Annotated in this window: 25 protein-coding genes and 1 pseudogene; 15 read left to right on the top strand and 11 right to left on the bottom strand. The window is 66.1% G+C overall.

Annotation, left to right across the window (positions count from 1 at the left end):
- Positions 1–30 precede the first annotated feature (30 nt).
- The 4 genes from urtB to urtE are packed head-to-tail and all read left to right on the top strand — an operon-like array spanning position 31 to position 3,407.
- A complete protein-coding gene (gene urtB, locus V2B31_RS00130) occupies positions 31–918 on the top strand; it encodes an urea ABC transporter permease subunit UrtB (RefSeq protein ID WP_328274196.1) in 888 nt (295 codons plus the stop codon).
- Positions 911–1,939 (top strand): urea ABC transporter permease subunit UrtC, encoded by a 1,029-nt coding sequence (gene urtC, locus V2B31_RS00125; RefSeq protein ID WP_328274195.1) that lies wholly within the window; start codon positions 911–913, stop codon positions 1,937–1,939. Before urtB ends, urtC begins: the two co-directional genes overlap by 8 nt.
- Positions 1,936–2,694 (top strand): urea ABC transporter ATP-binding protein UrtD, encoded by a 759-nt coding sequence (gene urtD / locus V2B31_RS00120; RefSeq protein ID WP_328274194.1) that lies wholly within the window; start codon positions 1,936–1,938, stop codon positions 2,692–2,694. The genes urtC and urtD overlap by 4 nt, the downstream gene beginning before the upstream one ends.
- Complete coding sequence (gene urtE, locus V2B31_RS00115) at positions 2,691–3,407, top strand: urea ABC transporter ATP-binding subunit UrtE (protein ID WP_328274193.1); 717 nt, start codon at positions 2,691–2,693, stop codon at positions 3,405–3,407. Before urtD ends, urtE begins: the two co-directional genes overlap by 4 nt.
- On the opposite strand, the gene V2B31_RS00110 is transcribed toward urtE, so the two are convergent.
- From V2B31_RS00110 to V2B31_RS00075, 8 genes are all read right to left on the bottom strand, one after another.
- Positions 3,408–3,827: a DUF2147 domain-containing protein gene (locus V2B31_RS00110; RefSeq protein WP_328274192.1), complete on the bottom strand. Its 420-nt coding sequence runs from the start codon at positions 3,825–3,827 to the stop codon at positions 3,408–3,410.
- A 340-nt stretch (positions 3,828–4,167) separates the two neighbouring features.
- Entirely contained in the window at positions 4,168–5,157 is a 990-nt protein-coding gene (locus V2B31_RS00105) for a type II secretion system F family protein (RefSeq protein WP_328274191.1), read from the bottom strand.
- A gap of 19 nt (positions 5,158–5,176) precedes the next feature.
- Positions 5,177–6,175, bottom strand: a complete 999-nt coding sequence (locus V2B31_RS00100; RefSeq protein WP_328274190.1) for a type II secretion system F family protein — start codon at positions 6,173–6,175, stop codon at positions 5,177–5,179.
- 57 nt (positions 6,176–6,232) lie between these two features.
- On the bottom strand, positions 6,233–7,537 hold the full coding sequence (locus V2B31_RS00095) for a pilus assembly protein CpaE (protein WP_328274189.1): 1,305 nt from the start codon (positions 7,535–7,537) through the stop codon (positions 6,233–6,235).
- Between the two features lies 1 nt (position 7,538).
- A complete protein-coding gene (locus V2B31_RS00090) occupies positions 7,539–8,207 on the bottom strand; it encodes a CpaD family pilus assembly protein (RefSeq protein WP_328274188.1) in 669 nt (222 codons plus the stop codon).
- 16 nt (positions 8,208–8,223) lie between these two features.
- The gene (locus V2B31_RS00085) at positions 8,224–9,762 is read right to left on the bottom strand and encodes a type II and III secretion system protein family protein (RefSeq protein ID WP_328274187.1); all 1,539 of its coding nucleotides are present in this window, start codon (positions 9,760–9,762) and stop codon (positions 8,224–8,226) included.
- Position 9,763: 1 nt separating this feature from the next.
- Positions 9,764–10,777 carry a Flp pilus assembly protein CpaB gene (gene cpaB, locus V2B31_RS00080; protein ID WP_328274186.1) on the bottom strand — a complete coding sequence of 338 codons (1,014 nt, stop codon included), beginning with the start codon at positions 10,775–10,777 and terminating at the stop codon, positions 9,764–9,766.
- 51 nt (positions 10,778–10,828) lie between these two features.
- The gene (locus tag V2B31_RS00075; RefSeq protein ID WP_328274185.1) at positions 10,829–11,302 is read right to left on the bottom strand and encodes an A24 family peptidase; all 474 of its coding nucleotides are present in this window, start codon (positions 11,300–11,302) and stop codon (positions 10,829–10,831) included.
- Between the two features lie 41 nt (positions 11,303–11,343).
- Between V2B31_RS00075 and V2B31_RS00070 the strand changes: the two genes are divergently transcribed.
- The 3 genes from V2B31_RS00070 to V2B31_RS00060 are packed head-to-tail and all read left to right on the top strand — an operon-like array spanning position 11,344 to position 13,623.
- Positions 11,344–12,318, top strand: coding sequence for an alpha/beta hydrolase (locus tag V2B31_RS00070; RefSeq protein WP_328274184.1), 975 nt, complete (start codon positions 11,344–11,346; stop codon positions 12,316–12,318).
- A complete protein-coding gene (locus tag V2B31_RS00065) occupies positions 12,315–13,418 on the top strand; it encodes an NAD(P)/FAD-dependent oxidoreductase (protein ID WP_328274183.1) in 1,104 nt (367 codons plus the stop codon). The genes V2B31_RS00070 and V2B31_RS00065 overlap by 4 nt, the downstream gene beginning before the upstream one ends.
- A gap of 25 nt (positions 13,419–13,443) precedes the next feature.
- On the top strand, positions 13,444–13,623 hold the full coding sequence (locus V2B31_RS00060; RefSeq protein WP_328274182.1) for a YegP family protein: 180 nt from the start codon (positions 13,444–13,446) through the stop codon (positions 13,621–13,623).
- Here the strand turns inward: V2B31_RS00060 and V2B31_RS00055 are convergent.
- Complete coding sequence (locus V2B31_RS00055) at positions 13,620–14,924, bottom strand: lipopolysaccharide biosynthesis protein (protein ID WP_328274272.1); 1,305 nt, start codon at positions 14,922–14,924, stop codon at positions 13,620–13,622. The two genes, V2B31_RS00060 and V2B31_RS00055, sit on opposite strands and share 4 nt — an antisense overlap.
- 111 nt (positions 14,925–15,035) lie before the next feature.
- On the opposite strand from V2B31_RS00055, the gene V2B31_RS00050 reads away from it, so the two are divergent.
- Positions 15,036–15,806, top strand: coding sequence for a phosphocholine cytidylyltransferase family protein (locus tag V2B31_RS00050; protein WP_328274181.1), 771 nt, complete (start codon positions 15,036–15,038; stop codon positions 15,804–15,806).
- A 426-nt stretch (positions 15,807–16,232) separates the two neighbouring features.
- Here V2B31_RS00050 and V2B31_RS00045 read toward each other — a convergent pair whose 3' ends face one another.
- Both V2B31_RS00045 and V2B31_RS00040 read right to left on the bottom strand, forming a co-directional pair.
- Positions 16,233–16,670, bottom strand: a complete 438-nt coding sequence (locus V2B31_RS00045; protein ID WP_328274180.1) for an HIT family protein — start codon at positions 16,668–16,670, stop codon at positions 16,233–16,235.
- A complete protein-coding gene (locus V2B31_RS00040; protein ID WP_328274179.1) occupies positions 16,667–17,773 on the bottom strand; it encodes a CDP-alcohol phosphatidyltransferase family protein in 1,107 nt (368 codons plus the stop codon). The genes V2B31_RS00045 and V2B31_RS00040 overlap by 4 nt, the downstream gene beginning before the upstream one ends.
- Before the next feature lie 190 nt (positions 17,774–17,963).
- Here V2B31_RS00040 and V2B31_RS00035 point away from each other — a divergent pair, with 190 nt between their 5' ends.
- The 7 genes and pseudogenes from V2B31_RS00035 to sucA all read left to right on the top strand — a co-directional run.
- A complete protein-coding gene (locus V2B31_RS00035; protein WP_328274178.1) occupies positions 17,964–18,752 on the top strand; it encodes a succinate dehydrogenase iron-sulfur subunit in 789 nt (262 codons plus the stop codon).
- A gap of 1 nt (position 18,753) precedes the next feature.
- Positions 18,754–19,215: a PaaI family thioesterase gene (locus tag V2B31_RS00030; protein WP_328274177.1), complete on the top strand. Its 462-nt coding sequence runs from the start codon at positions 18,754–18,756 to the stop codon at positions 19,213–19,215.
- On the top strand, positions 19,212–20,324 hold the full coding sequence (gene zapE, locus V2B31_RS00025; protein WP_328274176.1) for a cell division protein ZapE: 1,113 nt from the start codon (positions 19,212–19,214) through the stop codon (positions 20,322–20,324). Before V2B31_RS00030 ends, zapE begins: the two co-directional genes overlap by 4 nt.
- 284 nt (positions 20,325–20,608) lie before the next feature.
- Entirely contained in the window at positions 20,609–21,571 is a 963-nt protein-coding gene (mdh, locus tag V2B31_RS00020) for a malate dehydrogenase (protein ID WP_328274175.1), read from the top strand.
- Positions 21,572–21,621: 50 nt separating this feature from the next.
- The gene (locus V2B31_RS00015; RefSeq protein WP_328274174.1) at positions 21,622–21,918 is read left to right on the top strand and encodes a GIY-YIG nuclease family protein; all 297 of its coding nucleotides are present in this window, start codon (positions 21,622–21,624) and stop codon (positions 21,916–21,918) included.
- 146 nt (positions 21,919–22,064) lie between these two features.
- Positions 22,065–22,949 (top strand): succinate--CoA ligase subunit alpha, encoded by an 885-nt coding sequence (gene sucD, locus V2B31_RS00010; RefSeq protein ID WP_328274173.1) that lies wholly within the window; start codon positions 22,065–22,067, stop codon positions 22,947–22,949.
- 92 nt (positions 22,950–23,041) lie between these two features.
- Positions 23,042–23,673 (top strand): annotated as a pseudogene (gene sucA, locus V2B31_RS00005) (2-oxoglutarate dehydrogenase E1 component); the annotation flags it as partial.

The raw sequence follows: 23,673 nt of genomic DNA, 5'->3' as shown, positions 1-23,673 counted from the left end.
ACTTCGCTCAGGGCGAACGGACCTAGGCAGATGGACTCCCTCTTCCTCAACCAGTTGTTCAATGGCGTGTCGCTGGCGTCGCTCTATTTGCTGGCGGCGCTGGGGCTGGCGCTGTCGTTCGGGCTGATGCGCGTCATCAACATGGCGCATGGCGAGATGCTGATGCTGGGGGGCTATCTGGCGTGGCTGACCCTGCTGGTTGTGCCGGGCGCGGCGGGCATAGTGCTCGCGATACCCGTCGCGTTCGTTGGCGCGGCGGCGATGGGCGGGTTGATCCAGTCGGCGCTGATCCGGCGCCTGTCTGCCCGTCCGCTTGACACGTTGCTGGCGACATGGGGCGTCAGCCTGATCCTGCAACAGGCCGCGCGCGACCTGTTCGGCGCGATCGGGGTGGAGGTGCGCGCGCCGGAATGGCTGAGCGGCAGCTTCATGGTCGGCGGCGTTACGTTGCCTTCGGCGCGGCTCTTCATCATCCTGGTCGCGGCGCTGGTGCTGGCGGGACTTGCGCTGCTGCTGCTCAGGACGCGGATCGGGCTGCTGGTGCGCGCAGTCAATCAGGACCGGATGATGGCGTCCGCAGTGGGGATCGACGTGCGGCGGGTGGATTTTACCATCTTCTGCCTCGGCTCCGGGGTGGCGGGGCTGGCCGGGGTGATGCTGGCGCTGCTCGGGCCGGTGACCCCCAATGTCGGGCAGAGCTATATCATTCCCGCCTTCCTCGTCGTCGTCATGGGCGGGCTGGGCAGTATCGTCGGGACTACGGCGTCGGCGATCATCCTCGGCCTCTTCGCCGCGCTGGCGCAGATTTTCGTCGATGTGAGCGTGGCGCAGATGCTGCTGCTGGTGTTCGTCATCCTTTTCATCCAGGTCCGGCCACAAGGGGTGATCGCGGTCAGGACGCGGCAACTCGATGCCTGACCTGTCGCGCTTTCAGGCCGCACGGCCGGCGTTGCCGTGGCTGCTGCTGGGGCTGGCGGTCGCCGCGCCCTTCGCGCTGTCGGCCTATGATCTCAACCTGCTCGCGCGCTTCATGGCGATGGCGATCCTGGCGCTGGGCCTCGTCCTCATCTGGGGGCATGGCGGCATATTGAGCCTGGGGCAGGGGGTGTTCTTCGGGCTGGGCGGCTACGCCATCGCCATGCACATGAAGCTCAGCGACCTGCCGCAGGGGGAGATACCCGACTTCATGCTGTGGAGCGGGCGCGAGAGCCTGCCCTTCTGGTGGACGCCCTTCGCCAGTCCCGTGTTCACGCTGGCGGCGATCCTGATCGTGCCGATGCTGGTCGGCGCGCTCTTTTCCTGGGCGGTGTTCCACCGGCGAGTGGGCGGCACCTATTTCGCGCTCATCACGCAGGCGCTGGCGCTCGCTTTCTCCACTCTCATCATCAGCCGGCAGGATGTGACCGGGGGGTTCAACGGGCTCACCGATTTCTATTCGATCTTCGGCTTCGGGCTGGCGAGCCCCGGCACCGGGCCAGGGCTGTACTGGGTGACGCTGGCGATATTGTGCGCGGCGTTCGTGGGCCTGCGCTGGTTGCTCGCCTCGCGCTTCGGCATATTGCTGCGCGCGGCGCGCGACGGGGAGAATAGGGTGCGGTTCCTGGGCTATAGCCCGACGCCGTTCAAGGTCGTGGCGTTCGCGATTGCGGCCTTGCTGGCGGGGGTCGGCGGGGCGCTGTTCACGCTGCACGCGGGCGTGGTGTCGCCCGCGCTGATCGGGGTGGTGCCGTCGATCGAGATGGTGGTGTGGGTGGCGATCGGCGGGCGGTACAGCCTCGCTGGCGCGATCGTCGGCGCGTTGCTGGTCAATCTGGCGCGCGACGCGGTGTCGAGCGCCTTTCCTGAACTCTGGCTCTACCTGATGGGGGCGCTGTTCATCTTCGTGGTCACCCTGCTGCCGCAGGGGTTGGCGGGGCTTGCGAAGGGCAAGGGGGCATGAGCGGATCGGCGGTGTCCGAACTGCTGCTGAGCGTCGATGGCGTAACCATCGACTATAGCGGGTTCAAGGCGCTCGACCATTTCAGCATGACGCTCAATCGCGGCGAAACGCGGGTGGTGATCGGCCCCAATGGCGCGGGAAAATCGACCTTGTGCGACACGATCATCGGCCGGGTGCGGCCGAGCGAGGGGAGGGTGATCTTCAAGGGCGAGGAGATACAGCGGCTGCCCGAACAGCAGATCTTAGCGCGGGGCATATGCCGCAAGTTTCAGGCGCCGGGCGTGCTGCCGAGCTTGAGCGTGCGCGACAATCTGGCGCTGGCGGCGCGGCGCGACCGGCGCTGGTGGAAGAGCCTGCGGTCGGGCATATCGGCGGACGAGCGGCTGGCGGTGGAAGAGGCGCTGGAGAGCGTGAAGCTCACTCACCGCGCCGATGTCGACGCGGGCACGCTGGCGCATGGCGAGAAGCAGTGGCTGGAGATCGCAATGGTGGTGGCGACCGGCGCGGAGCTGCTGCTGCTGGACGAACCGACCGCCGGCATGGGACCGGCCGAGACGAGCCGCACCGCCGAATTGATCCATGGCCTTGGCGAAAGCCGCACGGTGCTGGTCATCGACCATGATATGAGCTTCGTCGAGCAGCTCGCCGCGCCCGTTACGGTCATGCATCAGGGCAGGTTCCTGAAGCAGGGCAGCATCGCCGAGGTGCGCGCCGATCCGCAGGTCGCAGCCGTCTATCTGGGGCATGTGGCGTGAGCGGGCCGCTGCTGGAGCTGAGCGGCGTGTGCGGCGCTTATGGGCAGAGCCAGGTGCTGTGGGATGTCGATCTGGCGCTGGAGCGCGGGCAGGTGATGGCGCTGATCGGGCGCAATGGCGTGGGCAAGACGACGCTGCTCCATACGATCATGGGGACGCGCTCTTCCATGGCAGGCAGCATCCGCTTCGACGGGCGGGACGTGGGGCGGCTGGGCGCGCATCAGCGGGCGCGGGCGGGGATCGGCTTCGTGCCGCAGGGTCGGCATGTGTTTCCGCAGCTGACGGTGATGGAGAATCTGGAGACCGGCCTGTCCGCGCTGGCGGGGCGGGGGAAGGGGGCCGGCCGGGTGCCGCAGCATATCTTCGACCTGTTCCCCAAGCTCTGGGACATTCGCGGGCGCGCGGCCGGCTTTCTGTCGGGCGGCGAGCAGCAGCAGCTTGCCATCGGCCGCGCGCTGGCGGGCGAGCCGAGCCTGTTGCTGCTGGACGAGCCGACCGAGGGCATCCAGCCCAATGTTGTGCAGCAGATCGAGGCGGCTCTGGTCCACGTCCGCGATCAGATGGGCATGGCGGTGCTGGTGGTGGAGCAATATCTGGATTTTGTCTGGCGCTTCGCCGACCGCTATAGCGCGATGCAGAATGGCCGGATCATCCGGCAGGGCGATATCGCGCAGGAGCGCGCGGCGGATGTCGCGCATCTGGTGCAGATATAGTCAGCGCACGGGCGTCCAGGTCTGGGTCTTGCAGAAGAAGGCGATGCAGCCCTGAACCTTGAGCGTGCCGTTGGGGTTGCGGCTGACTTTCGAGGCATAGCTCTTGCCGCTTTCGGGGTCGTAGATCGTACCCTTCCAGATGTCGCCGGCATCCTCGAAGCCGGACAGCAGCGCGAGGCCGACGAGCGGCTTCGATCGCAGCGCGGGATCAGGATTCTTGATGTCGGTGGGCGCGCGGCCGGGGGTGGGCTTGACGATCCGTTCGATCCGGCCGCACAGCTGCTTGCCGCAGGGCGCGATAGCGACGATTGCCTTGCCGTCCACCGTGGCCCAACGGCCGGTGACGGGCTGGGCGGCCTGCGCGGTGGTGGCGAGGCTTGCCGATGCGAGGGTGATAAGGGCTGCCAAAGCCAGCTTCATGCGATCCACTCCTTTTTCTTTGGCGATGATGTCCTTCAAAGACCCAGAACTAAAATCCTCCCCTGTAAGGGGAGGTGGCTGGCCGCAGGCCAGACGGAGGGGTGTCCAGCTATCGATAGGGCGACACCCCTCCGTCACGCGCTTCGCACGCGACACCTCCCCTTCCAGGGGAGGATGCCCTGCTCGGCACACGACACCAGCTTTGCAAAACACATAATTGCCTTTTCATTAAGTCATCGGAATAGGCGGGAAAAAGGACGCCCGCCACCGCCTTTTTCGGGCGGGGCGGGGGGCAAGTGTCGCGACGCTACGGCAAAGCCGATGGGCGTCGGCGGATTTTTCAGAAGGCCTTGCTGATCGAGCAGGCGGCCGGACCCAGAATGACGACGAACAGCGTCGGCAGAATGAAGAGGATCAGCGGCACGGTCATGATCGCGGGCAGGCGGGCAGCCTTTTCCTCCGCGCGCATCATGCGTTCGTGGCGGAATTCAGCCGAAAGGACGCGCAGCGCCGAGGCAAGCGGCGTGCCGTATTTTTCGGTCTGGATCATCGTCGTGACGACGCCCTTGACCGCGTCGAGCTTCACGCGGGTCGCGAGATTCTCAAACGCCATGCGGCGTTCGGTGAGGAAGCTGAGTTCGATCGCAGTCAGCTGGAACTCGTCGCCCAGTTCCGGGTATGCCTTGCCCAGTTCGCGCGCGACGCGGCTGAAGGCGGCATCGACGGTGAGGCCGGCTTCGGCGCAGATGACGAGCAGGTCGAGCGCGTCGGGCAGCCCCTTGCGGATCGCGGCGGCGCGCTTCTGCACCTTGTTGTCGATGAAGATGTCGGGCGCCTTATAGGCGAGCAGCAGCGCGACGGCGAAGGCGAAGAAGCGCTTCAATGGCCCCCATTCGGGCTGGATGCCGACGCCATAGAGCAGGACCGCAGCCAGACCGCCGATCACGATCGGCAGGATCATGCGGCCGAAGATGACGGCGACGGCCCAGTCCTTCGAGCGGATGCCGGCCTGCGCGAGGCGGATCTGCGCGTCCTTGAGCTGGTCGTCCTGAAGCACCTTGAGGCTCGACAGGAAGGAGCGCATCTGATCGGTCGCCTGGTTCTTCTTGACCAGTTTGGCGCGGCGCTTGGCGGTCGAGGCGGTGATGCCGGCCTTGAGCTGTTCGCGGCGGTCGTTGAGCGCTTTCACGCGCTTGGCCATCGGATCGCGCACCGTCATCACCGCATAGAGGGCGGCGAGGACAGCGAGCGTCGCCAGCGCGGCGAGCAGCGTGCCGAAATCGGTGGCGGTCAGCCCGAAGAGGGTTCCGGCGGGAGGGGCGGCTTCCATGATCGTTCCTTGCTCCCGCTCAAATCTCGAAGTTGATCATCTGGGCCATGATGAAGGCGCCGATGCCCATCCAGATCATGCCGCCGATGCCCACGACCTGCATCGTGCCGAGGCCGAAGATGCCGGTCGGATCGGGGGTGAAGAACGGGAGCATATAGTCGTAGTTGACGTAGCAGATCATCGCGAAGACGAGGAACGGCAGCGCGCCGATGATATAGGCCGACGCCTTCGATTCCGAGGACATGGCGCGGATCTTGAGCTTCATCTGCGCGCGCTGGCGCAGCACGGTCGCCAGGTTCGACAGGGTTTCGGCGAGGTTGCCGCCGGTTTCCCGCTGGATCGACAGAGTGATGACGAAGAACTGGAATTCGGCGGTGCCGAGGCGATCGGCGGTCTCTTGAAGCGCTTGCTCCATCGTCTTGCCGATCTTGATGCGTTCGGTGATGAGCTTGAACTCTTCGCCCACCGGCCCCGGAATTTCGCTCGATATGACGCCCAGAGTCTCGCCGATCGGCAGACCCGAGCGCAGGCCGCGGGTCAGCAGTTCGAGCGCGTCGGGGAATTTGGCGGTGAACTTGTCCACCCGCTTCTTGATAACCACGCCGACCCACCAGTGGGGGAGGCCGAGACCGGCGGCGAGGCCGACCATCATCGCGAACAGGAAGGGAAAGCCGCGCAGGACGAGGAAAGCGGTGATTAGCAGGGCTATGACCGCGCAGGTCGTCATATAGCCGTTGAGCGTCCACTTCTTGCCCGTCATCCGCAGGCGTTTGGTCAGATTTTCGGGGTTCGGGACGAGCGAGGAAAGAACCTTCATCTCGGTGCCGGTGGGGCGGTTGGAGATGGCGCGGCGCATCCGCGCTTCGAGCATCGCCTCGGCCGAATCGCTGTGCCGCCCGCGGATCATGGCGACGCGCCGCTTGCGCGCCTTTTCAGGCGACGGGCCGGCGAAGGCGAAGGCCGCCAGACCCACCATCGTGGCGATCAACACCGCTATCAGGATGAAATTGCCGTCCATCTGGTCGCCTGTTCATTCAAGGAAGCGTCGCCGTCCCATAAGGGGCGGCGTGCGCCATCAATCGTCCTGCGCCACCTTGTCCTTGCGGCGCGAGGGGATCATCGATTTGAAATCCAGCTTGCCGAGGAGGGAGTCGCCCTTCTTCACGCTCGCCTTCGCGCCGCCCTTGGCCGGCGCATCGGCGGCCGCGCCGGCATCCGCCGCGCCGAGCACTTCGTCGAGCATCGCCGTGCAGGCGGCGCCGAGCTTGCTGCCCTTGGCGGTCTCCGCGATGGTCTTGCCGAGCTTGGCCGCCTGCGCGGCGACGCGCAGGTCGAAGGGGATTATCAGGTCCACCTTGCGCTCGATCGACTGCTCGAAATCCTTGCGGCTGATTTCGGGCGAGCCGGCATGAACCCGGTTGGCGACCACGATCACCCGGCCCTGCGGCGCGTTGCTCTTGAGCCAGGACAGGATGCGGATCGTGTCGCGCGCGGCCGCCAGCGTCAGCTCTGTCACCACCAACGTCACATTGACGTCGGTCATGAGGTGCGGATGCTGGATCAGCATGCCCCGCGGCAGGTCGATGACGCTGCATTCGAAGGCCAGGCGAAATTCTTCCAGCAGCTGGTAGAAGGCGCCGCCGTCGGTCAGCATCGGCTGGCTGATCGGCGCTTCGGCCGACAGGATCGCCAGCGTGTCGCTCGCCCGCACCATCGCGCGTTCGATGAACAGGCCGTCGATGCGGCTGGGATTCTCGATCGCGTCGGTGAGGCCACGGCCCGGCTCCAGGTCCATCGCCAGCGCGTTGGTGCCGAAATGGACGTCGAGATCGAGCAGCGCGGTCGGGCGCTTCTTCTTTTCCGACAACAGCCAGGCAAGCGAGGTCGCGACGCTGGACGCGCCGACGCCGCCGCGCGTGCCGATCACCGCGATGGTGCAGTGCGGACGTTCCGGGCCGGTGTCGCGCGGCGCCATGAACACCGCCTGCGCCTGGGTCAGCGCGTCGCGCAGCTGATCCGCGCCGAAGGGCTTCAGGAGATAGTCCTGAATGCCGCTGGCGACGAGATCGCGATAAAGGCGAACGTCATTGACCTGGCCGGCGGCGATCACCACCGTGCCGGGCTCGCAGACTTCGGCAAGGCTGTTGATGTCGTTCAGCGGATCGCCGCTTTCGGACATGTCGACGAACAGGATCTGGGGCGAGGCGGTGATCGACAGGCTCTGGACCGCGTTGCGCATCCCGCCCTTGTTCACCTTCTCGGGCGCCCAGCCCAGTTCGGATGCGACCGCGCGCAGCAGGTCGAAGCTGTGATCGTCGCAGACGAAGGCGTGGAACGGGTCACGCTGTCCCGTCATGCCGGGTTTCCAGGGTGCGTTCATGTTACTGGCCTCCTGCGGTGATCTGCTTGAGGTCGCCCGCACCGCTGGGCGCCTTTTCACGATAGGCGGAAATGGCGCGGTTCGAGGTCGCAGTGCGAAGATCGCTGTCGGTCGTCTGGCCGCGCACGAGGTCTTCGGGGTTGGCGACCATCGCCGCCCAGTTGCTGTTGACGCCGCAACCGAAATTGGCCCCGCCGCCCAAGGTCATGTTGGTTTCCTGCGTGTCGCGCCAGTCGGGGCAGCTCGGCACCCGGGCCGTCGCGCGGCGGACGATCAGGCGGACGCTGCCGGCAGGCGCTGCGCCGGCCGCGCCGGAACTGTCCTCGCCGACCAGCAGGCCGTAGCGCGCAGCGACGTCGGCGATGGCGTCGCGGATGGCGGTGTCATAATAGCCGGCATCGGCTGCGACCGCGACCTGATCGCCATAGCCGAGACCGATCGAGGCGAACCAGTCGTTCAGGCGCACCATTTCCTGCGGCGAAAGGCCGCCGGGGCCGACCAGAGCGTCATAGGTGTAGGCGCTGTGGCTGACGACGGGCTGATGCACCGAATCGACGCTGCGGTTGGTTTCGCGTTTGCGGCCGGCGGCCTCGGCCGTCATCGGCAGCGCAGCGATGAGGACGAGGGTCAGCGCGGTCAGGCAGCGACGGGTGGAGAGGGGAGAAGTCATCGGGTCTATCCTTCCGTCAGAAGCTGAAGCCGGGGGTCACAGGCCCCTTGCCGGTGGAGCGGGCGGCGACCGGCGGCAGCGGCGCTGCGGCCTGCGGGCCGGGCGCGGGCGTGGGACCGGTGGGGCCGCGCTGCGGTTTGTTGCCCGGATGCCCGCTGATGCCGTCCTGCCCCTGTTGCAGCAGCAGGCCCTGAAGCTGGGTGGCGTTGCGGAAGCCGTCGGTCGGCAGGCGCACGTCCTGCGCGTTCATCGGCTTCACCAGATAGGGGGTTACGACGATCACCAGTTCGGTCTCGTTGCGCTGGAAGCTGCGCGACTTGAACAGGCTGCCCAGGATCGGAATGTCGCCGAGGCCCGGCACTTTGTCGACGCCGTTGCTGGTTTCCGCATTCAGCAGGCCCGCGATCATGAAGGCCTGGCCCGAACCCAGCTCGACGGTGGTCTCGGCTGTGCGACTTTTCAGCGCAGGGACGTTGGCGTTGACCGAGAAGTCGAGGCTCGACACGGTCGGACGGACGCGCAGAGAGATGCGGCCATCGGCAAGCACGGTGGGGGTGAAGGCAAGCTGCACGCCATATTGCTTGAATTCGATGCTGTTGCCCGAGGACGGTCCGTTGTTCACCGTGTAGGGATATTCGCCGCCCGCAAGGAAGCTGGCGGTTTCGCCCGACAGCGAGGTCAGGTTGGGCTGCGCCAGTGTAGACGCAAGGCCGCTCGACTCCGCGAGATCCAGCGCGGCAGCAACGTCGATGCCCAAGATGCGGGCAACGCCGCCAATGCTGTAGCTGCCGTCAAACACTTGGTTGAAGGTCCAGTAGCTTGGCGTCCCGGTAACGGTTGAGGTGCCGTCTGAGTTCACCGTCGCGGTAGTATCCCCCCGATTGTAGGTGGCAAACGCGCGCCTGCCGCCTCCAACATAGCCTGCCGTGCCAGAGCTGCGATCGACCGAAGCAAGATTGACGCCGATCTTGTGGCCGACATCCTTGCTGACTTCGGCGATCTTGACCTGGAGCATGACCTGCAACGGCGTCGCCATGCGGAGGCGGCTGACGACGGTCACGTCCTTGCCGACGAACGCCTGGGTCAGGCGTTCGGCCTCGGCCGCGTCTTCGGGCGCCTGGATGGTGCCGGTGAGCAGGACCATGCCGTTCATCTTGTTGACCGCAATGTCCGCGCCGGGCATCGCCAGGCGGAGCATGTCGTCGATGCTGGTCAGGTTGTTGCCGACCCGGACCGTGCCCGAAAACAGCACCTTGCCATTCTTGGCGGTCGCAAAGACGGTCGTTTCGCCGGCCTTCTTCGCAATCAGGTAGAGCTGGTTCTGCGAGCGGACATGGACGTCCACCACTTCGGGATTGGCGATCACCACGTCCGACATGGCCGAGCCGAGGTTCACCACCCGGCTGCCGCCGACCGACATCAGGATCGCATTGTCCTGCGTGCTGGAGGGAGCGGCGTTGAGCGCCGTGGTGGGGGCCGCGACCGCCGCGACCGCAAGGCCGAGCGCGATCGCCGGAGCGGCGAGGCGCGGGGCGCGATTATGCAAGCTCTTCATCTCACTTACCCCCGACCGGAACTTCGGTCACATTGGTGCCGCGCGCGACGCGGATCACTGGTCCCTTGAAAGCGACCGTGCCGACTGGCGCGCCATTGGCGGCCATCATGGACGGGATCGGCGCTTCGGCTTTGGCCGGCACGCTGCTGCGCTGGTAGCGCGAGACATCGGCGCCGGTCGAATAGGTGGAGCCGCGATCGACCGGGCGCGCCGCGAGCTTCGCGATCAGCGCCTTTTCGGCGTTCGGATTGGCGCTGCCAGGCAGGTCGACATCGGTGCCGGCGATCGCCGCGTCGAGATCCGACGCAGTGTCGGCGATCGAGCGGAGCGACATGCTGAGCGACCCGATGGTCTGTGCGACCGCGATCTTCTCCGCGATCTTGGGCGTCACTTCGACAGTGACGTTGGAATAGGTCTGGACCACCGGCTTGCCGTCTTCGCCCATCGCGTCCATGCGCTGGTCGGTGGCGAGCACGCGCAGATTGCGCAGGATGGTTTCGGACACCTTGAGCGGTTCGCCGTCGCCGCCGCCCGACACGCTTTGCGTCAGGACCAGATCAACGCGGTCGCCGGGGAAGACGAAGCCCGCGACCGAGCTTTGCGCCGACACCGGCACCGTCACGGCGCGCATGCCCGGCCCGAGCGCAGCGGCGAGGAAGCCGCGTTCGCCCGGCTTCACGAGCGCGCCCTGGGTCAGCGGCTGCCCGGCCGTGATGGCGGTGCGCACGACGCTGCCGGCGAGCTTGGCGGGATCGGCCTGGCTTTTCAGATAATAGGCCTGTTCGACCAGATCCTTGGGCCAGGGCTGGAAGCGGAAGCTCTCCGCGTCCAGGATGGTGCCGACCGGCAACGCCTTGGTCGCCACCAGGACGTGCGGCAGTTCGGCCTCATTCGGCATGGCCGCAGCGTTGACCTGCGGCGCGCTCGATGAACTCAACATGCTGCGCGCAAGCAAGGCGGTAGTGACGGCTATGATAAGCGCCCCCACCAGCAGCACGATCTTCTTAGCGTCCATGACGAAATTCGCCTCCCTCAAATGGGTGCACTGCCCCCGGCACCCTACTCATCACGCAAATTGGTTAAGATATCGTTCGCCAATCACCCACAAAGCCGCGACCGAAATGGCGACGCCGTAGGGTATTTCCGGCTGACCCTGTTTTTTGGCGATCCTGTGATGGATGATCGTAACCAGGGTTACGAGCCCGCCGAGCATCGCCATCAGGACGAGCAGCGACAGGGTCACCTGCCACGGGAACCAGAGCGCCAGCGCGCCGAGCAGCTTGACGTCGCCGCCGCCCATCAGGCCGAAGGCGAAGAGCGCGGCGAACAGGGCGAACACGACAAGGCCGGCGAGCAGTTGCACCGCCATGTCCGGCCAGGGCGACGCACCGCAGGCGATCCACCAGGGCAGCGCCAGCAACGCGATCGCGAAGTTCAGCCGGTTGGAGATGATGCGCGCGCGCAGGTCCGTGATCGCCGCGACGATCAGCAGCGCGCCCAGGACGGCGACCAGCGCCAGTCTGAAAAAATCCCCCGACATGGGGCTTGTCCCTAGACCAGATGGCTTACCAAAGCGTAACCATGCGCCCCATGGATTCGCCTGATTTCCCCGGCCTTGCCGCCGTACCGTCCTTCGACCGGCGCGCTTGGCCGATGGGTGGGCGGCTCGATTACTGGACCGCGCCCGACGGCTGGCCGATCCGCCGCTATCGGCTGGGCAGCGGTGCGCGCGGGCGGATGCTGGTGCTGGGCGGGCGCGGCGACATGATCGAGAAATATCTGGAGGTCATCCACCATTGGGCGGAGCGGGGCTGGGCCGTCACCAGCTTCGACTGGCGCGGGCAGGGCGGATCGGGCCGGCTGACCGACGACCCACTGTGCGGGCATATCGGGGATTTCGGCCACTGGATCGCGGACCTTGCCGCGCTGGCGGCCGAGTGGCGAGCCGAGGGTGATGGGCCTTGCGTGATGGTCGGCCATTCTATGGGCGGGCATATGCTGTTGCGCGCGTTGGCCGAGGGGTTGGAGCCGCCCGATGCCGTGGTGCTTACCGCGCCGATGCTGGGGCTGCACAGCGCGCCGCTGCCGCTGTGGCTGGCGCATCTGGTCGCGCGGGCGATGGTGGCTCTGGGGCAGGGGGAGAAGCAAGCCTGGACCCAGAAGGAAGGGTCCGAGCGGCTGAACCGCATCCGGCAGAAACGACTGACCCACGATCCCGAGCGCTATGCCGACGAATTGTGGTGGCGGGACCATAGCCGGGACGTGGCGCTGGGGCCGCCGAGCTGGACCTGGGTGTTGCAGGCACTGGAATCCACGCGGGCGCTGGCGCGAGGGGATGCGGTGGCGCGGATCGCCGCGCCGATGCTGATCCTGGCGACGAAGGCTGACGCATTGGTATCGACGCCGGCGATCCGGGCGATGGCGGCGCGTATTCCGGGCGCGCGGCTGCACATCTATGGCAGGGAGGCCGCGCACGAGATTTTGCGCGAGATGGACCCGGTTCGGCTGGACGCGCTGAAGCGCATTGACGGCTTTCTGGACGAGGTTGCCAGGTGAGCCGGCCCGATATCGTGATCGTCGGCGGCGGCATGGCGGGGGCGAGCCTGGGGGCGGAGTTGGCTGCCTTTGCCAGAGTGACGATCCTGGAGATGGAGGATCGGGCGGGATATCATGCCACCGGGCGTTCGGTCGCCTTTTGGGAGGAGACCTATGGCGGGGCGGTGGTGCAGCCGCTGACTACCGCATCGGGGGCGATGCTCGCGTCGCCTGATGCCGATTTTCATGAGGGTAGTTTCCTGTCGCCGCGCGGGTCGCTGCATATCGGGCGGGCGGGGGACGAGGGGCTGCGCGACGCCATGATTGCCGAGTTCGCCGGCGCGGTCGATTTGCGGCCGGTCGATCCGCAGGGGCTGGTGCCGGGGTTGCGGCCTGAGTGGACCGTGGGCCTGATGGAGGCGAGTTGCCAGGACATCGAGGTGGCGGCGCTGCACCAGGCCTATTTGCGGCGCTTCCGGCGGCGGGGCGGCGAAATGCGGCTTGCAGCGGGACTGGAGGTGGCGCGGCGTTTGGGCGACGGCTGGCGGATCGAGACGCGGGACGGGGCGATCGAGTGCGGGCTGATCGTCAACGCGGCGGGCGCGTGGGCGGATGAGGTCGCGGTTGCCTGCGGGGTTGCGCCGATCGGCATCGCGCCGTTGCGGCGGACGGTGGTGCAGATCCGAACGCCCGACCTGCCCTCGCCCGACCTGCCGCTCATCATGGACCTGCGGCAGCGCTTCTATTTCAAGCCCGAGGGGGCGGGGCGGCTGTGGCTGACGCCGCATGACGAGGAACCCTCGCCCCCCTGCGACGCTGCGCCGGAGGAGCTGGCGGTGGCGGAAGCGATCGCCCGGTTCGAGGACGCGGTCGACTGGCGGGTCGGCGGGGTCGAGCATGAATGGGCGGGGCTGCGGAGCTTCTCGCCCGATCGTGCGCCCGTCTATGGGTTCGACTGCCAAGCGCCGGGCTTCTTCTGGTTTGCCGGGCAAGGGGGCTTCGGCATCCAGACCGCGCCGGCCGCCGCGCTGATCGGGGCGGCGTTGCTGGGCGGGGCGGCGCTGCCGCCGGCGCTTGCCAGCATCGATGCGGCGGCCTATTCTCCGGCACGGTTTCGCTGACGCAACGACTTCCGGGGAGGCAGGCATGGCGCACAGGTTCGTGATCGAGAAGAACAAGGCGGGCGAGTTCGTCGCCAAGTTCAAATATAATAGCGAAACGATCTTCTGGACCGAAGGCTATGCCAGCAAGGCGGGCGCCAAGAATGCGATCGAGTCGATCAAGACGAACGGCCCCGGCGCAGAGATCGACGACCTGACCGATTAGGCGCCGACCGCCCGGCGGCTGGCGAGGCCCATCAGGGCGAAGCCGGCGAGCGCGGCGACGATGTTCGCCATCGCCGCGCCTTTGGTGCCGTATAGCGGCAGCAGCGCGGCTTGCAGGCCGAGCAGCAGCAGGGTCGAGACGAAGGTGATGCGGAGCGACAGGCCCGCCCGGTCGGTCGCCATAAGCAGCGGGCGGTAGCTGACGCCGATGAGGTCAATGCAGGCCGCGATCCCCAGCATCAGCAGCAGCGGGTAGGCGGGCAGGAATTCGCGCCCGGCGATGAGGCCGAGCAGCGGATGGCCGATCGCGACAATCAGCAGGATGATGACCGCGCCCGCCGCCAGCGCCAGTCTGTTCGTGCGGCGGAACAGGGCGCCGAGCGCTTCGGTGCCATGGGTGCTGGTGCGCGACAGTTCGACGAAGATGCTGCGCGAGAGGAGGCTGCTGATTTTCGTCAGCGAATTGGCGAGCTGGTTGGCGAGGCGGTAGAGACCCGCGCCGGCCGGGCCGACGAAGCCGCCGACGATCAGCACCGCGACCTGCTGGCCGATCGAGGCGAGGCTGGTCTGGAGATTGGTGGCGGTCAGAAAGCCGACGATGCCGGGATTTTCGCGCGGCGCGTCGAGCGCCCGGCCGGCGCGCCAATGGCCGATGCGGCCGCGTCCGACCTTCAGCGCCAGGTACCAGTAGCTGATGGCGCAGAGCAGTTCCGCCGCGCCCCAGGCGATGAGGAAGCCGGTGATGCCGGGCGCGAAGACAAGGGCCAGCACCGCGCCGATCATCCGGCCGACCGGCACCATGGTTTCAGCGAGGGCGGCGGAATCGAAGCGATCGAACAGGCGCAGCACGCCGGTCGGGCTGGAGCGGATGGTGACCATCATCACCATGCAGAAGATCCAGACCTGAAGCGCCATGCCGGGGCCGACATCGAGCATATCGCCGAAGAAGAGCAGGATCGCCGCCGCGATTGCGCCGCCCGCCACCGCCGAAGCGAGATCGATGAGGATGCAGAAGCGCAGCACCCGGTTGAGCGCGTCGCCGTTGCCCGCCGCCAGATGGGGCTGGCCGTAGCGCACGACGATCTGCCAGCTGTCGAAGCTCACCAATGTCTTGATGACCTGCGCTGCGCTCAGCACCAGGGCGAAGCGGCCGAAATCGGCGACGCCCAAAGTCCGGGTGACGATGGCGAGATAGGCGAGGCTGAGCACCGCGCCGACGCCCTTGCCGCCCAGCAGCCATCCGGTGTTCGCCAGGATGCGCGCGAACCCGTCCCCCGCCGCGCCCGGCTTGCGCTTGAACATCACTCGCTGAACGGCCCCTCGCTGGCGTGCTGACAGCGCGATGTAGGCCAGCGCTCGGGCGAGTGCAAACGCCGCCTTTTTTTCGGCCAAATTCCGCTCTACAGCGCGGCGATGAGCATCACCAAAGCCATCATTTTGTCCGCCGGCCAGGGATCGCGCCTGCTGCCGCTGACCCGCGACATCCCCAAATGCATGATCGACTTCAACGGCCGCAGCCTCATCAGTTGGCAGGTGGCGGCGCTGGTGGCGAATGGCGTGACCGACATCGTCGTCGTCACCGGTTTTCGCACCGAGCGGGTCGAAGACCATGCGCTGCAATTGTATCGCGAAACCGGGGCGCGCATCCGCACCGTCTTCAACCCCTTCTTCCAGGTGGCCGACAATCTTGGCACCTGCTGGATCGTGCGGGAGGAGATGGACAGGGACTTCATCATCCTGAACGGCGACACGATCATTTCGGACGAAATCGTCGGCAAGCTGATCGCCGGGGCGAAGGATGCGATCACCGTCACCGTCGATGTGAAGCCCGACGGCGACTATGACGATGACGACATGAAGGTCAGCCGCGACGCGGACGGGCGGCTGCGCGCGATCGGGAAACGCCTGCTGCCGCCCGACACCAACGCCGAATCGATCGGGATGCTGGCCTTCACCGGCGAGGGGCCGGCGATATTCCGTAACCAGATCGACCAGATGATGCGCACGCCCGAAGGGGTCGAGCGCTGGTATCTGCGGGCTATCGACATCATCGCCAAGGGCAATCGGGTCGGCACCGTGTCGATCGAGGGGCTGGCATGGCAGGAGGTGGATTTCCCGCAGGATGTCGAGGCGGCAAAGGCGCTGACGGCCAAGTGGACCGCCGAAGGGCGCTATCGGGCCTAGGGTCACGGCAAGGCCTCTCCTACGAAGTTCACACCGTGGTCGGGCTTTACGGGCCGATGGCGCTCGCGACGCCGCTGCGACGCGTTCGCGACGCGCTTGTCGGGTCAGCATGGCGCGCCACCCGGGTCACGGCCGCGCGCCGCCGACGCGACGGCCGCGCGCCCGCGCCGCGTCGGCAGCGTCACGGGTGGCGTGCGGGGGAGGGGCCGGTTCATCCGGGAGGATAGACCAGAAGAAATCCTACTTTGGAAGGGGGGTGGGGGATGGGTTGCCTTCTCCCTTGAGGGAGAAGGATATGGAGCCTTGGCGAGGAACGAGCCTAGGCGCAGTTGGATGAGGGGGAGGGTGGCGCGTTTTCGTGACGTCCAGCCCCCTCACCCAGCTACGACTAGGCAGCACGCTGCCAAGTCTTCGCATCCCTCTCCCTCAAGGGAGAGGGGCAAGAAAATGTGCTTTCAGCCAGTCGCGCACGGCCTCCATATCGCCGTCCAGCTTGATCGCTGTGCCGAGGTCCGGCTGTCCCGGCCAGCCTGCGTCCCCTATCGTCACGCCGCCGCCGCTGCGTGTTCCCTCGTAGCGGGGGATGACGTGGAAATGGACGTGGGGGTCGACCATCATCAGCATCAGATAGTTGATCTTTGCATAATCGACCGCGCCGCGCAGGGCGGCTTCGATCGTCGCGGTGACGGTCTTGAGTTCGGCATGGGCGGCGGCGGGGAGGTCGCCGAAGGCGGTGGCGTCGCTCTTTGCCGCGAGCACCAGCGACCCCAGCGTCGGCTGGGCGGGGCGGAGGAGGACCAGCCAATGGTCGAACTCCGCGATCAGGGTCGCGGGCCAGCCGAATTTTTCGATCGTCGCGTTCATAGCGCTGCCTCCGCCTCGTCCATCCAGCTGACGATCGGCCTGCCCGATGCTTTCATGAGATAAGCCTGGGCCAGGCGGACGGCGTGGACGATCAGCGAGAGGATCGTCCACCAGGCGAGGGCGATGAGGCCAAGGTCGGGGCGGCCGAACAGCAGCGATACGAACAGGATGACCATATTGGGATTGCGCCGCGCGGTGATGAGGCGGAACCAGCTGTCGAAGGGCCGCCAGACATGGATGTGCATCCCCCCGAAGGCGCGGATGAAGGCACCTTCTATCACCCGCTGGAGAATATAGCCGGCGATCACTGCGCCCATGACGAAGCGGAAATCGGCGGGCGACAACGGCAGGCCCCAATAGACGAGGCCGGTGCCCCAGAAATACCACCAGAAGGGCGGATGGACGAGATCGACGCCATGGTCGATGACATTGCCCCATTTCGATGAGGTGATGGTGCAGCGAGCGAGCTTTCCGTCCACCGTGTCGAGCACCATGAAGATGAAGCCGCTAAGGAAGCCGCTCCAGTACATGCCCTTCGCGAACAGGAACGTCGCGAGGATGCAGAGGGCGACGCCGATCACCGACACCATGTTGGGGGTCATTCTGAGCTGCGCGGCGATGCGGGTCAGGATCAGCGCGAGTTCGGGCCAGAGATATTTGGTGAGGATGTCGGTGACGCCCTTATAGGCGCCAAAATAGCTTTGCCGCTCGATCGCGCGGCGGGTGGCGGGGGTGAGTTCGCGCACCATCGGCTGTTCGAGCTTGCGCAGCGCGCGGTTGTAGAGCTTGCGCCCGTCGGAGAGGTCGATGATGTGGGGCGCGGTGGCGGGATCGCTGCCTTGCGCCACCTGGCCGACGATCGGGGCTTCCCCCCAGGTGAAGAGCGTGCCGGGCGTGTCGAGCGCAAGCCGCAGCAGCAGCGGGTCGAAGGCATAAGCGAGGTTGGAGAGAAGTTCATGGCCGGGGGCGAGGCGGCTGCCGCTCTTGGCCGCGCTTTCCGCCATCCGGCGGTTGCGTTCGGCATTGGACATGCCCCAGATCGGCGTCGCATTCTCGCCGATCAGGCGGACGGGGCCGAGGGTGGTGGTGATCGTCTGGCTCATGCGGGCTTTCACAAGGGTCGGGTGCAGGTCGCCTGCTGCATTGCCATGCCTGCCGCGCTTTGCAAGTCGTTCGCGTGAACGGCAGGATGGGATTGGACGATATGCCCCATAGTCGGTGCTGGACCTTTGCCTATTTTTTGTTATGCGCTGCCCCAACGACAGATTTTCGTGACAAGAGGCTGGAACCGCGATGGCCGAATTTTCTCTGCCCAAGAACAGCAAGATCAACGGCAAGGGCACGACCCACAAGGCGCCCGAAGGGGCGACCAATGTCCGCAGCTTCAAAGTCTATCGCTATGATCCCGACTCGGGCGCGAACCCGCGCTACGACACGTTCGAGGTCGACCTCGACAGCTGCGGACCGATGGTTCTGGACGCGCTGCTGAAGATCAAGAATGAATATGATCCGACGGTGACCTTCCGCCGCTCCTGCCGCGAGGGCATTTGCGGTTCCTGCTCGATGAACATGAACGGCAAGAACGGCCTCGCCTGCACCACCGCGATCGAGGAGTGCGCGGGCAAGGAGGTGCAGATCACCCCCCTGCCGCATATGGACGTCATCAAGGATCTGGTGCCGGACTTCACGCACTTCTATGCCCAGTACAACAGCATCAAGCCCTGGCTGCAAACCGTCAGCCCCGCGCCGAGCGGCAAGGAGCGGCTCCAGTCGCCGGAGGATCGCGAGAAGCTGGACGGGCTGTACGAGTGCATCCTGTGCGCCTGCTGCTCGACCAGTTGCCCCAGCTACTGGTGGAACAGCGACAAGTTCCTCGGACCGGCGATCCTGCTCCAGGCCTATCGCTGGCTGGCGGACAGCCGCGACGAATATACCGGCGAGCGGCTGGACGAGCTGGAAGATCCGTTCCGCCTCTATCGCTGCCACACCATCATGAACTGCGCGAATGTCTGCCCCAAGGGTTTGAGCCCGGCCAAGGCGATCGCCGAGACCAAGAAGATGATGGTCGAGCGGCAGTTGTAAGTTGACGAGTGACGGCGTTGCCGGCGGCGAGCCGCTGAGCGAAGGCAAATGGACGGGCTGGGCCGGATGGGCCGAGCCGCGCCCCGATACATTCCTCCAGGTGATCGGCCGCGGCTATATGCGCGCCGCCGGGCCGGGCAAGGGGCTGGTGGCGCTGGAGACCCGCGCGAGCCATCGCAACCGGCTGGACATGCTGCATGGCGGGTTTCTGGCGGCCTTCGCCGATCATGCCTATTTCGGCGGCCTGTGGATCATGGGGCATGAGGCGCAGGTCAATGGCGTGACGCTGGACCTGACCATGCAATATCTGGGCGCGGGGAAGGTGGGGCCGGACCTGATCGCCGAGGTCGAGTTGCTGCGCGAGACCGGGCGCCTCCTGTTCCTGCGGATGCTCATCACCCAGGAGGGGGAGCCGGTCGCGGCCTCCACCGCCACGATCCGCAAGGCGCCAACGCCCAGATGACGGGCGTGCTGGCCCGCTACGATGCGCTGGTGCAGGCGGGCGAATTGCGGCCGGACCCGGACCAGCGCGCGGCGGCGCAACGGCTCGATCGGTTGCAGCAGGAACTGGAGGCGGTGCCGGCGCGCGGATCGACGCTGTGGAAGCTGTTGCGCAAAGCCCCCGAGCCGCCGCGCGGCCTCTATATCTGGGGCGGGGTGGGGCGCGGCAAATCGATGCTGATGGACCTGTTCTTCGATACCGTGCAAGTGAAGCGCAAGAAGCGGGCGCATTTCCACGAGTTCATGCTCGATGTCCACGCCCGGCTCGCCGAGGCGCGCAAGTCCGAAACGGGCGATCCGATCCCGCCGGTGGTGGAGTCGCTGGCGGACGAAGCGCGGCTGCTGTGCTTCGACGAGATGGTGGTGAACAATATGGCGGACGCCGCGATCATGTCGCGGCTGTTCACCGGCCTCATGGAAAAGCGGGTGACGATCGTCACCACGTCCAATCGCGTGCCCGACGATCTCTACAAAGACGGGCTCAACCGCCAGCTGTTCCTGCCGTTCATCGACCTCATCAAGGCGAAGCTGGACGTGCTGAGCCTCAATGGGCCGACCGATTACCGGCGCGACCGGCTGGGCGACGCGACGCTGTGGCACTGCCCCAACGGGCCGGAGGCGACGGCGGCGCTGAGCGCGGCCTTCTTCCGCCTGACCGACTATGCGGTCGAGGACCGGGCGAAGGTGCCGGCCGAGGACATCAAGGTGCAGGGCGGGCGGACGCTGCATGTGCCCAAAAGCCTGAAGGGCGTCGCCGTCTTTTCCTTCAAGCGGCTGTGCGTCGAGGCGCGGGGCGCGCCCGATTATCTCGCGATCGCGCGCAAATATCACACCGTCATCATCGTCGGGATTCCGGTGCTGGGGCCGGAGAAACGGAACGAGGCGGCGCGCTTCGTGACGCTGATCGATTCCCTGTATGAATACAAGGTCAAGCTGCTGGCGGCGGCGGATGCCTCGCCGGCGCGCCTGTATCCCGAGGGCGATGGGGCGTTCGAGTTCGAGCGGACCGTCTCGCGGCTGATGGAAATGCAGTCGGACGACTATCTGGCGCTGGGGCACGGGCCGAAATAGCGGACCTGCGGTTCAGGCCGCCCTTCATTCTACCGCAACTTTGCGCGCGCAAAAGGGGCCGGGCGCGCCCGAGGAGATGCGCGCCCGGCAGGGTAGCTCTGCAGGGAAGGCTCGCGGCCAGGGTAGGAGCCGACGAGCGACAGGCTGTGCGTAACGTTTAATGCAATTGCGAACCAATTGCAAAGATAATTTTCCCGTGACGGATTTCCCCGGTTGAAAGCCTTGTCCGAAGGGCGTAGGCGATCCCGCAATTCCAAATGTCACGACTTGGAGGATGACAGCATATGGCCCGTAAGAAGATCGCGCTGATCGGCGCTGGCAATATCGGCGGCACGCTCGCGCACCTGGCGGCGCTCAAGGGTCTGGGCGACATCGTCCTGTTCGACGTGGTCGAGGGCATACCCCAGGGCAAGGCGCTGGACCTCAGCCAGTGCGGGCCGGTCGAAGGCTTCGACGCGAAGATCACGGGTTCCAACGATTATGCCGACATCAAGGATGCCGATGTCATCATCGTCACCGCCGGCGTCGCCCGCAAGCCGGGCATGAGCCGCGACGACCTGCTCGGCATCAACCTCAAGGTCATGAAGGCGGTGGGCGAGGGCATTCGCGATAACGCGCCCAATGCCTTCGTCATCTGCATCACCAACCCGCTCGATGCGATGGTGTGGGCGCTGCGCGAATTTTCTGGCCTGCCGCACAACAAGGTCGTCGGCATGGCGGGCGTGCTGGACTCGGCGCGCTTCAGCCACTTCCTGGCGGAAGAGTTCCAGGTGTCGGTGAAGGAAGTGAACAGCTTCGTGCTGGGCGGCCATGGCGACACGATGGTGCCCGTGCCGGCTTATTCGACCGTCGCGGGCATCCCGATCCCGGACCTCATCAAGATGGGCCGTTCCACCCAGGAGCGGATCGACGCGATCGTCGCGCGCACCCGTTCGGGCGGCGGCGAGATCGTCGGGCTGCTCAAGACCGGATCGGCCTTCTACGCGCCCGCGACCAGCGGCATCGCGATGGCGGAGGCCTATCTCTACGACCAGAAGCGCCTGCTGCCCTGCGCCGCGCACCTGACCGGCCAATATGGCGTCGATGACCTCTATGTCGGCGTGCCGGTCATCATCGGCGCGGGCGGCGTCGAGCAGGTGGTCGAGATCGACCTGGACGAGACGGCCAAGGGCTATCTCCAGGTGTCGATCGACGCGGTCAAGGAATTGCTGGTCGCGTGCAAGGGTATTGACGGCAGCCTAGCCTGATCATGTGAACCACCCCGGCGAAGGCCGGGGTCCAGTAGGGGCAGGCTGTGATGGAAGGTCTTGCCTTCGTCTACATCATGGCAAATCGGCGGAATGGAACCATCTATCTTGGTTCCACCGTCGATCTTCCCAAGCGGGTGTGGGAGCATCGCAACAGCGTCGTTCCTGGGTTCACGACACGATATGGCTGCCGGCTGCTCGTCTGGTATGAGGTGCACGATAGCTGGGAAGCCGCTCGCCTTCGGGAGCGGCAGATGAAGGAATGGAAGCGCGCCTGGAAGTTGCGGGAGATCGAAGGGGCGAACCCGGAATGGGTGGACCTTTACGAGCGGATCGCACGACCCTGAGCGACGGGACACTGGACCCCGGCCTTCGCCGGGGTGGAATGACAGGGAGCGAGGCGGTCAGTCGGATCGGAACGACCGCACGCTATCGCTGACGTAGGAACTGGACCCCGGCCTTCGCCGGGGTGGAACAAGAGGGCAAGACTTGCATGAGCATCCTCGTTAACAAGAACACCAAGGTCATCACTCAGGGGATGACCGGCGCCACCGGCACCTTCCATACCGAGCAGGCGCTAGCCTATGGTACGCAGATGGTCGGGGGCGTGACGCCGGGCAAGGGCGGCACGACGCATATCGGCCTGCCGATGTTCGACACGGTGGCCGAGGCCAAGAGCAAGACCGGGGCGGACGCTTCGGTCATCTATGTGCCGCCGCCGTTCGCCGCGGACTCGATCCTGGAGGCGATCGATGCGGAAATCCCGCTGATCGTCTGCATCACCGAAGGCATCCCGGTGCTGGACATGGTGCGGGTGAAGCGCGCGCTCTCCGGTTCCAAGTCGCGCCTGATCGGCCCGAACTGCCCCGGCGTGCTGACCCCCGACGAGTGCAAGATCGGCATCATGCCCGGTTCCATCTTCAAGAAGGGCAGCGTCGGCGTCGTCTCGCGCTCGGGCACGCTGACCTATGAGGCGGTGTTCCAGACCTCCAATGCGGGCCTCGGCCAGACCACGGCGGTCGGCATCGGCGGCGATCCGGTCAACGGCACCAACTTCATCGACGTGCTGGAACTGTTCCTGGCCGACGACGCGACCGAATCGATCATCATGATCGGCGAGATCGGCGGCGACGCGGAAGAACAGGCCGCCCAGTTCCTGATCGACGAGGCGAAGAAGGGCCGCAAGAAGCCGATGGCCGGCTTCATCGCCGGTCGCACCGCCCCTCCCGGCCGCCGCATGGGCCATGCCGGCGCGATCGTGTCGGGCGGCAAGGGCGACGCGGAAAGTAAGATCGCGGCGATGGAAGCCGCCGGTATCAAGGTCGCGGCCAGCCCGTCCGAACTGGGCTCCACGCTGGTCGAGGTCTTGAAGGGGTAAGATAACTCCTACATATAGACGCGGCCGGGCTGCACCCCGGCCGCTATATCCTCCCGTTTCGCGACTGCACGCGGCTGAGATGGGACAAGAAAATGGGTTACGAAAACCAGGAAGCATTTGAAGGCGTTGGGGAGTTGGAGCGCGGCCCGAGCTGGGCGCGCGACAATTGGCCGCTGACCGACACCGACGATCTGACCGGGGCGCTGGACCCGACGCAGATGCAGGTGGCGGTGAAGGCTGCCGCCAAAAGCGCGGGCAAGGCCGTGTCCGACGCCGATGCGGTCGCCGCCGCCGACGACGCGATCCGCGCGCAGATGCTGATCCGCACCTATCGCGTGCGTGGGCACCTGGCCGCCAATCTCGATCCGCTGGGCCTGTCCAAGCGCGAACTGCCGGCCGACCTGACGCCGGAATATCACGGCCTGACCGACCCCGACAAGAAAATCTATCTCGGCGGCACGCTGGGCCTGCAATATGCGACCGTGGCGGAGATCGTGTCGATCCTGCGCGCGAACTATTGCGGCAATGTCGGCCTGGAATATATGCACATCGCCGATGTGGAGGAGCGCCGCTTCCTCCAGGACCGGCTGGAGGGCAAGGACAAGGAGATCATCTTCACGCCCGAGGGCAAGAAGGCGATCATGGCCAAGGTCATCCAGGCCGAGCAATATGAGAAGTTCCTGGGCCGCAAATATGTCGGCACCAAGCGCTTCGGCCTCGACGG

The sequence above is a fragment of the Sphingobium sp. genome, from assembly GCF_036170395.1.
Lineage (GTDB): Bacteria > Pseudomonadota > Alphaproteobacteria > Sphingomonadales > Sphingomonadaceae > Sphingobium.
The sequence above is the reverse complement of the archived record's forward strand: the minus strand, read 5'-3'. Positions and strand labels throughout refer to the sequence as shown.

Bases quoted from the DNA above. Each gene is read 5' to 3' on its own strand.
- sucD (WP_328274173.1), top strand. From the start codon at position 22,065: ATGAGCATCCTCGTTAACAAGAACACCAAGGTCATCACTCAGGGGATG.
- V2B31_RS00060 (WP_328274182.1), top strand. From the start codon at position 13,444: ATGGCGCACAGGTTCGTGATCGAGAAGAACAAGGCGGGCGAGTTCGTC.
- V2B31_RS00045 (WP_328274180.1), bottom strand. From the start codon at position 16,670: ATGAACGCGACGATCGAAAAATTCGGCTGGCCCGCGACCCTGATCGCG.
- urtD (WP_328274194.1), top strand. From the start codon at position 1,936: ATGAGCGGATCGGCGGTGTCCGAACTGCTGCTGAGCGTCGATGGCGTA.
- urtC (WP_328274195.1), top strand. From the start codon at position 911: ATGCCTGACCTGTCGCGCTTTCAGGCCGCACGGCCGGCGTTGCCGTGG.
- V2B31_RS00110 (WP_328274192.1), bottom strand. From the start codon at position 3,827: ATGAAGCTGGCTTTGGCAGCCCTTATCACCCTCGCATCGGCAAGCCTC.
- V2B31_RS00090 (WP_328274188.1), bottom strand. From the start codon at position 8,207: ATGACTTCTCCCCTCTCCACCCGTCGCTGCCTGACCGCGCTGACCCTC.
- zapE (WP_328274176.1), top strand. From the start codon at position 19,212: ATGACGGGCGTGCTGGCCCGCTACGATGCGCTGGTGCAGGCGGGCGAA.
- cpaB (WP_328274186.1), bottom strand. From the start codon at position 10,777: ATGGACGCTAAGAAGATCGTGCTGCTGGTGGGGGCGCTTATCATAGCC.
- V2B31_RS00085 (WP_328274187.1), bottom strand. From the start codon at position 9,762: ATGAAGAGCTTGCATAATCGCGCCCCGCGCCTCGCCGCTCCGGCGATC.
- V2B31_RS00040 (WP_328274179.1), bottom strand. From the start codon at position 17,773: ATGAGCCAGACGATCACCACCACCCTCGGCCCCGTCCGCCTGATCGGC.
- V2B31_RS00100 (WP_328274190.1), bottom strand. From the start codon at position 6,175: ATGGACGGCAATTTCATCCTGATAGCGGTGTTGATCGCCACGATGGTG.
- V2B31_RS00095 (WP_328274189.1), bottom strand. From the start codon at position 7,537: ATGAACGCACCCTGGAAACCCGGCATGACGGGACAGCGTGACCCGTTC.
- V2B31_RS00070 (WP_328274184.1), top strand. From the start codon at position 11,344: ATGCGCCCCATGGATTCGCCTGATTTCCCCGGCCTTGCCGCCGTACCG.
- V2B31_RS00015 (WP_328274174.1), top strand. From the start codon at position 21,622: ATGGAAGGTCTTGCCTTCGTCTACATCATGGCAAATCGGCGGAATGGA.
- urtB (WP_328274196.1), top strand. From the start codon at position 31: ATGGACTCCCTCTTCCTCAACCAGTTGTTCAATGGCGTGTCGCTGGCG.
- V2B31_RS00050 (WP_328274181.1), top strand. From the start codon at position 15,036: ATGAGCATCACCAAAGCCATCATTTTGTCCGCCGGCCAGGGATCGCGC.
- V2B31_RS00055 (WP_328274272.1), bottom strand. From the start codon at position 14,924: ATGTTCAAGCGCAAGCCGGGCGCGGCGGGGGACGGGTTCGCGCGCATC.
- V2B31_RS00075 (WP_328274185.1), bottom strand. From the start codon at position 11,302: ATGTCGGGGGATTTTTTCAGACTGGCGCTGGTCGCCGTCCTGGGCGCG.
- V2B31_RS00105 (WP_328274191.1), bottom strand. From the start codon at position 5,157: ATGGAAGCCGCCCCTCCCGCCGGAACCCTCTTCGGGCTGACCGCCACC.
- V2B31_RS00035 (WP_328274178.1), top strand. From the start codon at position 17,964: ATGGCCGAATTTTCTCTGCCCAAGAACAGCAAGATCAACGGCAAGGGC.
- mdh (WP_328274175.1), top strand. From the start codon at position 20,609: ATGGCCCGTAAGAAGATCGCGCTGATCGGCGCTGGCAATATCGGCGGC.